The sequence below is a fragment of the Nitrobacter sp. 62-23 genome (genome assembly GCF_001897285.1).
Lineage (GTDB): Bacteria > Pseudomonadota > Alphaproteobacteria > Rhizobiales > Xanthobacteraceae > Nitrobacter.
Map to the genome: position 1 here is coordinate 1 of NZ_MKSM01000021.1, position 13,542 is coordinate 13,542.

15 protein-coding genes are annotated in these 13,542 nt (G+C 62.7%); 9 read left to right on the plus strand and 6 right to left on the minus strand.

Annotated features, from left to right (window positions below):
* Positions 1–135 precede the first annotated feature (135 nt).
* Positions 136–1,296 (minus strand): efflux RND transporter periplasmic adaptor subunit, encoded by a 1,161-nt coding sequence (locus BGO16_RS02395; RefSeq protein ID WP_292616979.1) that lies wholly within the window; start codon positions 1,294–1,296, stop codon positions 136–138.
* Between the two features lie 136 nt (positions 1,297–1,432).
* On the opposite strand from BGO16_RS02395, the gene BGO16_RS02400 reads away from it, so the two are divergent.
* The 7 genes from BGO16_RS02400 (at position 1,433) to BGO16_RS02430 (ending at position 8,073) form a co-directional block, all read left to right on the plus strand.
* Positions 1,433–1,909: a MarR family winged helix-turn-helix transcriptional regulator gene (locus tag BGO16_RS02400; protein WP_292616980.1), complete on the plus strand. Its 477-nt coding sequence runs from the start codon at positions 1,433–1,435 to the stop codon at positions 1,907–1,909.
* A 146-nt stretch (positions 1,910–2,055) separates the two neighbouring features.
* On the plus strand, positions 2,056–2,295 hold the full coding sequence (locus BGO16_RS02405; RefSeq protein ID WP_292616982.1) for a hypothetical protein: 240 nt from the start codon (positions 2,056–2,058) through the stop codon (positions 2,293–2,295).
* A gap of 244 nt (positions 2,296–2,539) precedes the next feature.
* Complete coding sequence (locus BGO16_RS02410) at positions 2,540–5,116, plus strand: TonB-dependent receptor (protein WP_292616983.1); 2,577 nt, start codon at positions 2,540–2,542, stop codon at positions 5,114–5,116.
* A 26-nt stretch (positions 5,117–5,142) separates the two neighbouring features.
* On the plus strand, positions 5,143–5,832 hold the full coding sequence (locus BGO16_RS02415) for a Fe2+-dependent dioxygenase (RefSeq protein WP_292616985.1): 690 nt from the start codon (positions 5,143–5,145) through the stop codon (positions 5,830–5,832).
* Positions 5,833–5,841: 9 nt separating this feature from the next.
* Positions 5,842–6,804 carry a tonB-system energizer ExbB gene (gene exbB, locus BGO16_RS02420; RefSeq protein WP_292616987.1) on the plus strand — a complete coding sequence of 321 codons (963 nt, stop codon included), beginning with the start codon at positions 5,842–5,844 and terminating at the stop codon, positions 6,802–6,804.
* Positions 6,805–6,807: 3 nt separating this feature from the next.
* A complete protein-coding gene (exbD, locus tag BGO16_RS02425) occupies positions 6,808–7,278 on the plus strand; it encodes a TonB system transport protein ExbD (protein ID WP_292616989.1) in 471 nt (156 codons plus the stop codon).
* 3 nt (positions 7,279–7,281) lie between these two features.
* The gene (locus BGO16_RS02430) at positions 7,282–8,073 is read left to right on the plus strand and encodes a TonB family protein (protein WP_292616991.1); all 792 of its coding nucleotides are present in this window, start codon (positions 7,282–7,284) and stop codon (positions 8,071–8,073) included.
* A gap of 44 nt (positions 8,074–8,117) precedes the next feature.
* Here the strand turns inward: BGO16_RS02430 and BGO16_RS02435 are convergent, their stop codons facing one another.
* From BGO16_RS02435 to BGO16_RS02450, 4 genes are all read right to left on the minus strand, one after another.
* Positions 8,118–8,552, minus strand: a complete 435-nt coding sequence (locus BGO16_RS02435; RefSeq protein WP_292616993.1) for a hypothetical protein — start codon at positions 8,550–8,552, stop codon at positions 8,118–8,120.
* Between the two features lie 25 nt (positions 8,553–8,577).
* Positions 8,578–9,297, minus strand: coding sequence for a site-2 protease family protein (locus BGO16_RS02440; protein ID WP_292616995.1), 720 nt, complete (start codon positions 9,295–9,297; stop codon positions 8,578–8,580).
* A gap of 351 nt (positions 9,298–9,648) precedes the next feature.
* Positions 9,649–10,590, minus strand: coding sequence for a cupin-like domain-containing protein (locus BGO16_RS02445; protein WP_292616997.1), 942 nt, complete (start codon positions 10,588–10,590; stop codon positions 9,649–9,651).
* Complete coding sequence (locus BGO16_RS02450) at positions 10,587–11,813, minus strand: GNAT family N-acetyltransferase (protein WP_292616999.1); 1,227 nt, start codon at positions 11,811–11,813, stop codon at positions 10,587–10,589. The genes BGO16_RS02445 and BGO16_RS02450 overlap by 4 nt, the downstream gene beginning before the upstream one ends.
* Before the next feature lie 356 nt (positions 11,814–12,169).
* Here BGO16_RS02450 and BGO16_RS02455 point away from each other — a divergent pair, with 356 nt between their 5' ends.
* On the plus strand, positions 12,170–12,424 hold the full coding sequence (locus BGO16_RS02455) for a hypothetical protein (RefSeq protein ID WP_292617001.1): 255 nt from the start codon (positions 12,170–12,172) through the stop codon (positions 12,422–12,424).
* Positions 12,425–12,461: 37 nt separating this feature from the next.
* Positions 12,462–12,749 (plus strand): hypothetical protein, encoded by a 288-nt coding sequence (locus BGO16_RS02460; RefSeq protein WP_292617003.1) that lies wholly within the window; start codon positions 12,462–12,464, stop codon positions 12,747–12,749.
* A 452-nt stretch (positions 12,750–13,201) separates the two neighbouring features.
* Here BGO16_RS02460 and BGO16_RS02465 read toward each other — a convergent pair whose 3' ends face one another.
* Positions 13,202–13,384: a hypothetical protein gene (locus BGO16_RS02465; RefSeq protein WP_292617005.1), complete on the minus strand. Its 183-nt coding sequence runs from the start codon at positions 13,382–13,384 to the stop codon at positions 13,202–13,204.
* Positions 13,385–13,542: the final 158 nt, after the last annotated feature.

The following is a 13,542-nucleotide window of genomic DNA, read 5'->3' on the forward strand; positions in this document are numbered from 1 at the left end:
AAACAGAATGCCCGCCATCAGCAACGAGGTTGCGATGGGATATCTGATAAACGGTGCGGAAATGCTGCCGTTCATTCCAGCGTCCTGATCCCGAAGTTCGCATGTCCCGCAGTAACCACGACGCGAGCTTCCGGGCTAACGGGCTTTGCCGTCGGAAGGCTCGGACTCCGCGACTGCCGTGGTCACGGCCGATCCCGGCTCAACCCGATATTGTCCAGCAACTATAACACGTTCTCCGGGGGTCAAGCCGCTCTCGATGACGGTTTCGCCGTCGATCGACTGGCCGACCTTGATCTTGCGAAACTCGGCCTTGTTGTCTTGATTGACGGCGTAAGCATAAAGCCCATCGGTTCCGTGCTTGACGGCGTCGTCGGGAACCACGACGGCGTTTTTCACCGTGGACACCAGCAGGCGTGTCGAGACCGACTGCCCGGGCCACAGGACGTGATCCTTGTTCTCGAAAACCGCCTTGAGGCGAATGGTTCCGCTGGTGGTGTCGACCTGATTGTTGATCAGCATCAGCTTACCTTCTGAAAGCAGCCGCTTGCCGTCGGTGGAGTAGGCGATCGTCTTCGGCGATCCGGCGGCGAGGGCGTCCTGGATCTGCGGGAGCTGCTCTTCCGGAGCGGTGAAGATCACGGCGATCGGCTCGATCTGGGCGATGGTGACGATGCCGGTTTGCGTCGAGGCGTTGACGATGTTGCCCTGATCCACCTGGCGGAAGCCGGTGACGCCTGCGATCGGCGCGCGGATGTCGGTGTAATCGAGCTGGGTTTGCGCGTTGGCGATCGCGGCGTCGTCCGCCGCGATCTGTGCGGTGAGCTGCTGCACGGTGGAGCGCTGGGTGTCGGTCTGCTGCCGGGTCGCAAATTCGCCGAGCTTGGTATAGCGCTGCAAGTCGAGATTGGCATTGGCGCGACTGGCTTCATCCTGCGCCTTCTTGGCCTTGGCCTGATCGAGCGCCGCCTGGAATGGCCGCGGATCGATATGGGCGAGCAGGTCGCCCTTCTGAACCAATTGGCCCTCCTTGAAGGCGATCCGGTCGATCTGACCGTCAACGCGGGTGCGGACCACGACGGTATTGAAACCCTGAACGGTCCCGAGCCCGGTGAGATAGACCGGGAAATCGTCTTTCCGCACGGTTGCGATCTTGACCGGAATCGCGCGCGCCTGCGCGGCGCCGGTGTGATCGGCGCCGTTATGCTTCCCCGCGCCGTGCTGCCAAAGCGCGAAGCCGCCCGCCAGCGCGATCACCGCGATGAGGGAGGTCCAACCGAGGATTCGCGACCGTGACATGAGGACTCGCGCTGAAAAATCCGGACTTCAAAAACCGTCCGGTTAGCCGTAGATAGATGCATGCATATAATGTGTAAACACACCATCCTTTGATAATCCTAAACAATCGGAAACCTATAGGGCGAGCCCGCTGCCGATGTCTCTCGATCGCAAACGCCAGTTCGTCGCGCAATTGATCGAAAGCTCGCGCCTGGTGCGCAACTATATCGACCTGCGCGCCAAGGGCTGCGGGACTACGCGGGCGCAGTGGATTGTGCTGTTCCAGCTCCGTCAGAAGGAAGGCCTGTCGCAAGTCGATCTGGCTGACGTCCTGGAATTGCAGCCGATCTCGCTGGTGCGGCTGCTCGACCGGCTGGTCGATCACGGCCTGCTGGAGCGCCGGCCGGATCCGCGGGACCGCCGGGCCAACCGTTTGTTTCTGACCGGGGCAGGGCGCCAGCTCGTCGACGATCTGGACAGCCTGCGCGACTCCATCGCCGCCGATGTCTTGCAGGGAATTCCAGCGGACACGATCGAAACGAGTCTCGAAGCCCTCCGGGCCATCAAGCAGCGTATCAAAGGTGTCTCCGACGACAAGAGTCCTGAAAGTCCCGGCGCCGCTGCGGGCAAATAACGGCCACGCGCGGCCGTCCGCCGAAATGCCATGGCTTGCGCGACGGTCCTGACGATCGGGTTGTCAGCGCAGATCGCTTCTTTCATATCACCTTCATCGCAAATACGGCGATGCCGAAGCGCGCATAGCATAAGCGGGAGGCGACGATGGACGAGCTGAACGGCCGGATGATGGCCTGCCAGATCATGATTACGGGTTTGATCGCCCGCGTGGCCAACAACTCTCCGGATCCGCTCCGTTTCCTGACCGATTTCCGCGACGAGATCAAAGCCGTGGTGCGGCAGGTCAACATTGCGGGGACGGACGACACCGACCGCATACGCAGCGTCGCGCAAAAGACCGTGGACGAAATGCTGTCCCTGATGAAGCCGCCGAGCGCCGGCTGATGATTGTCGGCGATTAGAATCGTTTCAAATAAAGCGCAGTCAAGAAAATTGAGTGCAAATTCCTGCGCCGGATGGGTCAGGTAATTTAGAATCGCTATGATTTAGATAGATTCAAAAAATGAAACATCGCCGTTTCGCCGAAACGCGTTGACCCTCAAAATTTCGATCGATAGTGCTCCTCATGCGGTAAAACAGCGCAGCGTCAATAGCGCGCATTGACCTGCTACCAGTTGGGGATCGCTTTATGAGCAATGCAAGAATGCCGAGGTCGTTGCGGACAGTCGCAGCCGCTGACCCGATCGACAAGTCGCTGGACGTCAACTCCGTCGGCAAGGTCTCCGCTGTTGCAGGACTCATCGCGGCCGCCTCCTTCTCGCCCGCCGAAGCGCAGCAACCCAGCCTCCCGCCGGTGACGATCGATGCCCCGGTCGCCCGCCCGCATCATGCTGCGCCGAAGCCCACGGCGGACCACGTCCGGGCGCGCACGGCCTTGCGCCATACCGCGCGGCGAAGTCAGCCGGCGCAGGCCGCGCCGCCGGTGCCGTTTCCCAACGCCGGCAACCTGGCGGCGGACCGCGACCCCTACGCGGACGCTGCCGCGCCCTACAAGGTCGATCACCTGCAGGCGTCCGGCAAGTTTCCGGAGCCGCTGCTGAATACGCCGAAGACGGTCACGGTTCTCAGCAAGGAAGTGCTCGCGGACAAGAGCGCCACCTTGCTCAGGGACGTAGCGCGCACCACCGCGGGCGTCACGCTCGGCACGGGTGAGGGCGGCAACGCCTTCGGCGATCGCTTCTTCATCCGCGGCTTCGATGCGCGCAACGACGTGTTTATCGACGGCGTCCGCGATCCCGGCGTCAGCGTTCGCGAGAACTTCTTCACCGAGCAGGTGGAAATCCTGCGCGGGCCGGGCTCGTCGTTCGCCGGCCGCGGCACCACCGGCGGCGCCATCAACATCGTGACCAAGCAGGCCAATACCGAAGGCAACTTCTACAACATGGACACGACGTTCGGCACCGATCAGACCAAGCGGGTGGTGCTGGACGTCAACCAGGTTATCAGTCCGGCACTGGCCGTTCGCGCCGGCGGCCTGTTCCAGGACGCCGACATCGCGGGCCGCAACTACATCACCGACGACCGCGGCGGCGGTTTCCTTGCGGTGACCTGGAAGCCGATCGATGCGATCAAGGTGCAGGCCAACTACATCCATACCGACCTGCACGGCTTCCCCGATTTCGGCGTGCCGTATTATCGGCCGGCGAGCGCGTTTACGGGAACGTACTATACCTCGACCGCGGGCGGCCCATTCCCGCAATTCGGCCTCAACCGCAACACCTGGTACGGCTTCCTCAACCGCGACTACCAGTCCTACCGGCAGGACATCGGCACGCTGAACCTGGAGGCGCATATCACGCCCGACCTCATGGTCACCAACAAGACGCGTGTGCAGCACTCGATCCTGGACTATATCGGCACGTTGCCTGAACGTCCCGTGGTGACTGCCGCGAACCCTGCCAACTGGACGCTCAGCGCCAATCCGCAGAGCCGCTTTCAGCCGACCAACGTCTTCGTCAACCAGACCGAGGCGGCTTACAAGTTCGGCATCGACGCGTGGCGCCATACCGCGGTCGCCGGCGTGGAAATCTCGGCCGAGAGATCCAGCATCGACAAATATGCCGGCCTGAGTTCCGAGGCGCTGCCCGGCGGCGCGAACGGTTCCGGCTCGGTATCGGGCGTCAACATCTTCAACCCGCAATATACGGGTACGCCGTTCGGTGCCGAGCCGACGCTGGCGGGACACCCGACCAGGATCAATATCGACACCAAGAGCGTCTACCTTCTCGATACCGCCAACTACAACGACTTCATCATCCTCAACGGCGGCATCCGTTACGACGACTATCACATCGCCACCAGCGGCTACGGCACGGTGAACAATGTGCAGAACGTGTTCGGCACTCAGTCGCTCGATTCCGGGCTGACCAATTACAATCTCGGCGCGGTGGTGAAGCCGCTCCCCTATGTCAGCCTTTATGCCGCCTATGCGACCTCGGCCAATCCGGTCGGCGCCGAGTTCGACGGCACCAGCGCGACGTATGGCGGCCTTGCCCCCATTCTGAACGGCAATTCGAACCAGATCTTCGGGCCCGAGAAAAACCGCGCCGCCGAAGTCGGCACCAAGTGGGAGCTGTTCGATCGCCACCTTCTGGTCCAGGCGTCGCTGTTCCAGACCTGGAAGGATAACGCGCGTGAGTCGCAGAATGTCACCGCGGCGACGGCAACACCGAGTTGTCCCTATACCGCAACCGCCGGTACGGTGTCCTGCATCACCGCGGGCGCTGCCTATTGGATTCGCGGCATCGACATCGAAGCCGCCGGCAAGATCACCGACAAATGGAGCGTGTTCGGCGGGGTCGTTCTGATGCAGTCGGAAGTGACGAAGTCGCTCGCCCCCTCGCCGCAGCCTCTGCTTTACGCGAGCAATGTGGGCCTGCCGCTCGCCAACATCGCGCATCAGTCGTTCAACCTCCTCACCAAGTATCAGGTGACGGATATCTGGGAGGTCGGCGCGCAGGCCACATACCGCTCAAAGATCTACGGCGGCACGTTGCTCGCGGCCAACCAGGGGACGTCGCTGCCTGACTATTGGCGCTTCGACGCCTTCACCGAGGTGAAGATCAATCCGAACTGGAAGGTGAAGCTCGCCGTCAACAACATTACCAATCAGCTTTACTACGACGCCTTGTATCAGAGCGCGACGCCGTTCGTATTCGTTGCGCCGGGCCGGGTCGCCTATCTGACGCTGTCGGCCCGTTACTGATCGACCCGCGTTGAGGATGCGGACACATGCTGATCTGCGTCCCCGGCGTATTGACCAAGGATGACGTGGCGGATTTCCGCCGCGTCATGGACGTTGCCGAATGGGAGGACGGCCGCTCCACGGCGGGCGCGCAGTCGGCGCTGGTCAAGAAAAACGAGCAGTTGCCGCCGGACAGCGAGGTGGCGCGGACGCTCGGCAACCGGATCATTTCGGCGCTGACGGCGAATGCGCGGTTCATCTCGGCAGCGATCCCGCTGCAGATTTTTCCACCCCTGTTCAACCGTTACGTCGCGTCCGACGGACATCATTTCGGTGTTCACGTCGACAATGCCGTGCGCGGCGACCGTTTGACCGGCTTGCGAATTCGCACCGACCTGTCAGTCACGTTATTTTTATCGGAGCCGGAAGATTACGACGGCGGCGAACTGGTGGTCGAAGACAACTATGGTTCGCATGAAATCAAGCTGCCGGCCGGCGATCTTGTGCTTTATCCCGCGTCCAGCCTGCATCTGGTGACGCCGGTCACCCGTGGCGCGCGGGTTGCGTCTTTTTTCTGGCTCCAGAGCATGGTACGGGATGACCACGCGCGCAGCCTGATCTTCGACCTGGACACGGCGATTCAAAATCTTGTTGAACGTCTGGGGCGCGATGATCCTGAAACGGTCAAATTGACAGGCATCTATCACAACCTCATCCGCTACTGGGCGGAGGTATGAGTAGCCGCAATGTTTAGAATGATTCTAAAAGTTCTGCCGATGGCGGCTGCGTTGACGTTTGCGTCGCTGGCGTTCCCCGCGGCCGCACAGCAGAGCAACACCGCCGTGCCCCCCCAAGCTCAGGTCCAGTCGCCGGCGACGACGTCTACGCCGCCCTCCGGCACATCGCCCCAGGTTGCCGATGACGCCGCGCCCGCTTCGAGCGCGACGTCCGCGTCCGCGCCAGCTTCGAGCGCGACCGCCATCAATCCGCTGAAGCCGGACACGACCCCTCACGAGCTGTCGCCGTGGTCGATGTTTCTGTCGGCGGACATCATCGTCAAACTGGTGATGGTCGGTCTTGCATTTGCCTCGCTGGTGACCTGGACGATCTTCATCGCCAAGATGGTCGAGCTGTCGCTCGCAAGGCGCAACCTCGGTGCGGCTCTGACACAAATCAGCGAGTCGCGCTCGCTGGCGGAAGCGCAGATGGCGCTCGGCGACAAAAACAGCGTGCTGGCGTCCTTGCTGGCGGCAGCCATGCGCGAGGCGCGGCTATCGGCTGGAATCTCCAGCGACGCCGGCATCAAGGAACGGGCGGCGTCGAGTTTCGCCGAAATCGTCCGCGCGGAATCGCGTCGGATCCGGCTCGGAATGGGCCTGCTTGCGACCATCGGCGCGACATCGCCGTTCGTCGGCCTGTTCGGCACCGTCTGGGGCATCATGAACAGCTTCATCGGGATTTCCAAGGCGCAGACCACCAACCTCGCCGTGGTCGCGCCCGGCATCGCCGAGGCGCTGCTTGCGACCGCGCTCGGCCTCGTTGCGGCGATTCCGGCGGTCATCATCTACAATTACTTCGCGCGCGTGACGCGGGGCTATATCGAACAGGTCAGCCGCGCGTCCGGGGCCTCCGGACGATTGCTGTCGCGCGACCTGGACAGGACCCATGTCGGTTCGGTGGGCGGAGCGCACTCGCGCGCGGCGGAGTAGGCGATGGGCGCATCGATCGCAGAAGGCGGCTTTGACGACGACGAGGATTACGCCGAAGCGCACGAGATCAACGTCACGCCGTTCATCGACGTGATTCTGGTTCTGCTGATCATCTTCATGGTGGCCGCGCCGCTGTCGACCGTCGATCTTCCGGTCAACCTGCCGACGTCGAGCGCGACTCCGCAGAAGAAGCCGGACAAGCCGACCTATGTGAGCATCAAGGCCGATCTTGCGGTTGCGATCGGCGAAACGCTCGTCAAGCGGGTCGATCTGGTCCGGACGCTCGACAGCACCCCGAACATGACCAAGGACAGTTTCATCTTCCTGCGGGCGGATCGCGCGGTGCCTTACGGCGACCTGATGGACGTGCTGGAGATACTGCGCGCAGGCGGCTTCACGAAAATCAAGCTGGTGGCGCTCGAAGGCGTTCCGGACGCCCAGTCTGTTCCAGCCACCGCCACCGCAAAGCCTTGAACCATGCCTGAGATCATCGCAGAGCCTCCGCCGTCCCGCCGTCTTTGGGTTATCTCAGCGGTCGCTGCGCTCGCGATTCACATCGGTTGCGTGGCGCTGGCGATGGCTCACATGCAGTCCGACGAGGCCGAAGACGATCTTGGCGCGCCGGCGATCGAGATCGGGCTCGATCTGGCTTCGCCGCATCGCGAGGCGACCGACCTTCCGCCCGGACCAGACACCGACGCGTCGATCGCTTCACCCGCGCTTGCCGAGCAGAAGGCGGTCGTGAAGGAGACCGATCTGCCCAAGGACACGCCGACCGAGACCGAGGACCCGGACCGGATCGTCACCGAAAACGAATCGAAGAAGCCGGTGGACGATCCCGAGAAGGCGGCGGTGCAGACGTCCGCCTCGCAGGAATCGGTGGCTGCAGAGGCGACCGCGATGCCGAGCGTCGAACATGCGCCGGAATCGGAGCGTTCGGTCGCGCCGCAGCAGGGCACCGGCGCGAGCGCCCGCCGTATCCGCGCGACATGGCAGAAGGAACTGGTCGCGCACCTCGACAAGCACAAGCGCTATCCGTCCGAGCGCTCACAGAAGAGCGCGGAAATTCTCGTCAACTTCGTGCTCGATCGTCTCGGCCATATCGTTTCGGCGTCGATCGTGAAGGGATCGGGCGATGCGGTCTTCGACCAGGCCGCGCTGGCCATGCTGCACCGGTCCGATCCGGTGCCGCCGCCGCCGCCGCTGATAGCGGACGAGGGATTGAGCTTCACCCTGCCGGTGGTCTTCCGGGTGAAGGGCAGGGGCTGACGTCGTTGTTGTCGCTGACGTCCCGGCTGCGGGGGCTGCGCGCGCTATCGGAAAAAATAGTACCGGATGCCGACGTAGATTGCGGCGAGCAGGACGAAAATCAGCGCGGCCGGCAGGCGCGGGCGTGTGGTCGTTCCGGAATTTTTGCCCTGCGGCTGTTGCGGTGCGGGACGCTTGAAGGCGGTGACGTTATCGAGTTCCACGATCGGGTCTTTCGGCACCGACTTGATGTCCGGCGGCGTGCCGGTGCCGCCCATCTCCGCGTAGTAGGCTTTGTAGATCAGGCCGATGGTGGCCTCGCCCGCTTCCGTCTCCGGCATCGTTTCGAGAAAACCCCTGTAATTCGAAAGGAATGCCAGGGCCTCGGCGGGCAGCGATGACGTGCCGTTCAGTTTCGTCATCATTTTCCAGGTGGCGAAGTCGGCGCGAGCCTTAGTGTCGGCGCGCCTCGCAATCATTTTGTCCTGTGCTTTGATCAACTGACTACGCCCCTCGCATCGGCTTTTATAAATTGCCCGTGACCACCAAAAGAAACTGTATCACATATCCGGTGACTGTTCTCACGATGGTGGAGATCACGTCAAGATTGAGTCCGAGCTGGCTGCCGAGTATCGGGAGCAGCAGGAGGACCCCGATGAGGATCAGCAGCCCGTAAGGTTCCAGGCGGGAGAGCGGGACTGCCAGAAAGTTCGGCAACAGGCCGACCGCGACCCGTCCGCCGTCCAGCGGCGGGATCGGCAGCATGTTGAACACCGCGAGAATGACGTTGATGATCAGCGCGTTCTGCAGGTTGTCGGCGACCCACTGCGCGCCGTTGGCCGGGACCAGCCCGAGCCCGTGAAATGCCAATGCCGCGGCCAGCGCCAGCAGGATGTTGGTGGCGGGGCCGGCGAGCGCCACCCAGACCATGTCGGTGCGGGGATGGCTTAGGTTGCGGAAATTCACCGGTACCGGCTTTGCGTAGCCGAACAGGAACGGCGCGTGCGACACCAGCAGAATCCCCGGCAGGATCACGGTGCCGAAGGGATCGATATGTTTCAGCGGATTGAAGCTGACGCGGCCGAGCTGCCAGGCGGTGTTGTCACCCAGCCGGTGCGCGACAAATCCGTGCGCGGCTTCGTGAAAGGTGATCGCGATGATGAGCGGCAGCACCCAGACCGACAGCGTGTAGAGTGAAATGCCCGACAATCGGCGGCCTCGTGCGGTTCGACGGAGACGACCCATATCACGTTTCGACGTGACGATGACAGTGGGCAGGGAAGGTCTGCCCGGATGGCTTTTTGCCATAGCGGCAGCCGTCCTGCACCTGCGCCAGCCTGTTTTCGGAGCGATATGATCGCCCAGCGCTCAAGCCTCTCTTCTCAAGCAGGATAGTTGACGTGAGGCATTCAGCATAACATGTCATGGCCGGGCTCCGTTCCGCCCATCCACGTTTTTGATACATTCGTGTTTCGAGACGTGGATGACCGGCAAAGCCGGGCTTGACGATCCAAGCAACCATCTCGGGCTCGGCTCACGGCGTGCCGCGTCGCGCTGGAGCGGCGCTGAGCGTGGTTGCCCCCGGAGGCCGAATGACTAGGCGTCTTTCAGGTAGTAGTTCGCCTGCTTGCCGAGCGCGATGCGGCGCAGGATTCGCCGCATCGTCATCGAGCCGCGCAACGGCCTGACCGCCGCCGTGCCAGCGCGATAGAACGCCAGCTTGGCCGCATCGAACGCGGGTTGCATGCCCGGAGACTTCTGGGGCCAGCCGAGACCGCGCAGCATCGAATTGAAAAAATGCAAGTCGTTGAGACGGCGCACTTCGCGCGTCTTCCAGGTGATGGCCATCGAGATCGAATGCGACCCGGCGGTGCGCACCCAATGCGGCCACTGGTAAGGCACGAAGCAGCCGTCGCCGCCGAACATGTGGAATTCGATGCCGCGCGGCGCGAAGCTCGCGTCGAATTTCAGGTTGCGGTGCTTCGTCATCGAACGCTCGATCTCGGATTCGGAAACGAGGCTGCGGTCGCTGTTGTCGTAGATCGTAAAGAACTTTTCGCCATGGATCTGGACGAAAAAATTGTCTTCGCTGTCGAGATGGAATGGCGTGGTCGAATTCGGCGATGAGACAAACAAAAAGCCCTCGATCTGCTCGAATCCGGCGTCGCGCAGGCTGTCGAAGCCGCGGGCGCGTGCGACCGAAAGCAGCGCGTCCTCGATCAGGCGGCGATACTCCGGCGAGTTCTCCACGCGCTTCAACACCATCCAGGCGCCGGCGGTCTCGATCCGTTTCACCACCTCGATCGGATCGAGGTCGATCGTGGGAATCGCATCGGGGTCCTGGCTGATCGCCACCTTGCCGGAATTGTACTCGATCAGGTCGCGCGGCAGTTCGGCGGCTAGTTGCGCGATCCGCGGCAGCGTCAGCAACGGATGCTCCGCAAGCGCGTGCCGGATCGCAAACGGCTTGAGCGGGAAGTCGCGCCGCAGCGCATCGTCGGCCGCGGCGATGACCGGCGCCGGTTCGGAGACGCTCATGTGTTTCTGTCCTGACGCTTGCGGATGATATGAAGGGCGCGGCGTGCGGACGAGCGCATCTGTCCGCGCAGCGCGATCGCCGCCTTCGCGAGCGGAACGACGTAGCTGCGGCGGCGCAGCGGGAGCAGCACGTCCCCGATCGCGAGGCGGCCGCGCCAGATCGGGTCGATCATCGGATGACCCGGATGCGCCGTGGAATCCGCCAGCGTGATCGCCGGATCGGCGCAGAGGTGCCGCGTGAGATCGAGCGTCAACTGTACGCCAGGTGAAAACTTCGCGAATTTTTCGTCGACGCCCAGCTTGAAATAGAATGCGCGATCCTGATGTCGCAACACGATGGCTGCGGCCACCGGCGTCGTGCCCGCGCGAAGGGTCACGATTTCACACTGGCCGCGCTCGGCCAGCGCCGGGCTTGCGCGGCGGATGAAGGCCGCGTCGCCGTCGTGCTGGAGCAAAGCTGTCCCCCGTTTCCCCTTCCAGCCGCTGGCTTCCAGTTCAAGGAACGTTTCGAGCGCCGGCACGACATCGTCGGGGCTGCGCGCGACCTGGAACGACACCTCACCTTGCTCCGCAAGGCGGTTACGCTGCCGGCGCAGCTCTTTCAGCTTCTTGACGCCGAGCGCGTCGCGCAGCAGGTCGTCTGCGTCTTGCGTCGCGTCGAGACAGGCTCGCACGTGTGTCTGCAGTATGTGCGGCCTGAGGCCGTCGAGTTCCAGCGCCGCGGTGAGCGCTTTCATGGCGGCGCCGTCGAGCGCGACGTTGCGCAGGATCAACGCGTGCCGCCCGAGGGCGCGGGCCTTGCGCAGCAGCATGGCCGCGGCTTCATTTGCAACGTCACGATCGAGCAGCGGAGTGCTCAGCGTTCCATAGGGATCGGCGCTCACCAGAACGGGAAGCGGAATCCGATAGGCTCTCCAGGCGGAGACGACCGGAATCAGGCCGATGAGAGTGCCAGCACCGGATTTGGCGGATGGCACGTCGGTGCACGCTGTCAATGCGGACGCATTGGTGCGGTCGCGCGCCGTCGCATCGAGCGGCAATTCCCAGTCGGCGAGATTGTAGGCGTTCGGCTCGACCGCGCGGTCGGCAAGGTCTCGCCATGGGTCGACGTCGATCGATGCGAGCGCTGCGGCGTCACAGCGTGATGTGGTCCGGGGTACGCGCACCGCGAATCCTTGCGTCGACGAGCGGCGCACCGGAGCCCAATTGACGATTTCGGCCATGTCCCCAAATTCCCATGCACGACGGATGGCGAGGTCACGCGCGGCAGCGCCGTTCCCTTGCTTTCGCCGGAGGCTATGGGAAACATTCGAAGATAATATTGGCGCCGACGCGTAATATACGCATTGGCATTTGCCGGGTGTTTACCATAGCCGGGACCGATGATGAGCGCGGGCCGGACGAGCTTGAGCGCGGGCCCTTGGCATTCCACTTCACGATCCGAACGACGCGGAGCGCTGCTGCCCGCGCCCGTCAAAACGGCGACGCGAATATTTTTGGTTTGTTCAAGGGGTTGCGAGCCGCGGTTGCCTTAATGTTGCAACCGGCCTGGCGTACCGCTCTCGCAGAGGAAGGGCCAATGAAACTCGCTGCATTTGCGTTCACGGTCGGTGTTGCGATAACGATGGCCGCGCCGGTGACATCGGCCAACGCCCAGATGGGTGGCGGTCACCATCGCCGCGGTGATGGCGGCGATCAGAAACCGCCGGCCAAGAAACCGAAGGTGGACGAGAGGGCTTACAACGAGGCGCTCAAGACGATTCCCGATTCCAAGGAGAAATTTGATCCCTGGGGGAGTCTCGGCGTTCCATCCGCCGAAAAGAAACCGAAGTAGCGATCGGTCGGCGGGCACCGGCAGGGGAGGAGTTTCGATGAGAGTTCTGCGCGCATCCATGCTGATGGCGGCACTATTGTCGGGGCCGGCCTTTGCCCAGTCGCCGCATATCAATCTGCTCACCGACGGGCCCGGCAAGACGCAGGAAGAGATCGAGAAACAGCGGGCGGTCGAAAAAGCCTATAAGGACACGCTGCGGACGATTCCCGATGCCGCGGCATCCAACGATCCCTGGGGCGGCGTGCGCAGCGATAATCCGCCCAAGACCAGCGCAAAAAGCAAGGCCAAGCCAAGGCTTGGGGCCGCGGGCGGCACGGCGAATTAATCCGTGCTCCAGCGTCATGCGCGGCAGCCGATGAAGAACGGCTTCGCTCTCGCTCGGCCTGTGTCCGATCGAAAAACAGCGTTGCCGTTCGCCCGCCTATGGCATTTTCGAGCGAAGCGGCAATCGGTTCGCGTCAAGCGAGACGGTACGATTCCGACCGGAAGCGCCGTGCGAGCGCGAAGCGGAAACCGGTTGCTCTTTCAGAAAGATAGATGAGGGTCTGCGCAACGCGGTTGAATGAGGCTTCAGTGCCTGATCTGCCGCTTTCGAACCTGCCCCCCAAACAACAACGCCACCTGAGCGGAATATGATCGCCCGGTGACGTTGTGCCTAGACTGGGCAGTGCAATCCCCCAGCCCATTGTGAGTCGTTCCATCGCACGAAAGGTTCAAGTTGGTTTCCGACCAAGAACCGATGAAACATTTCGTATTTTGCCGGAATACGGATGAAAATTACCGCGTGCGGGTCCAGATCGCGTAGGGAACTTCCCGGCCGGTGGTCTTGTCGAGTTTCACGCCGACATCCAGGACGCCTCCGTCGGGCGAGCGGATTTCATAGTCCCAGGTTAGTCCGCCGCTGACGAGATCGATCTCGTCGGTCGTCAGGTCGCGGATACCGGTGATCGGTCGGGTCATGTCGGTCTCCTGTCGGTGAGACGGTGAAGGTTTCCGCCTATCTCCCGAACAGGTGTAGCGCCCCGGAGCGCGGCTACGGCGTGATCCGGATCACACAGCCATTGCCACGTCCGGTCCCGCGACGGCTTTCGTCGGCAGCTCGCGCGGGGGGGGGGGGG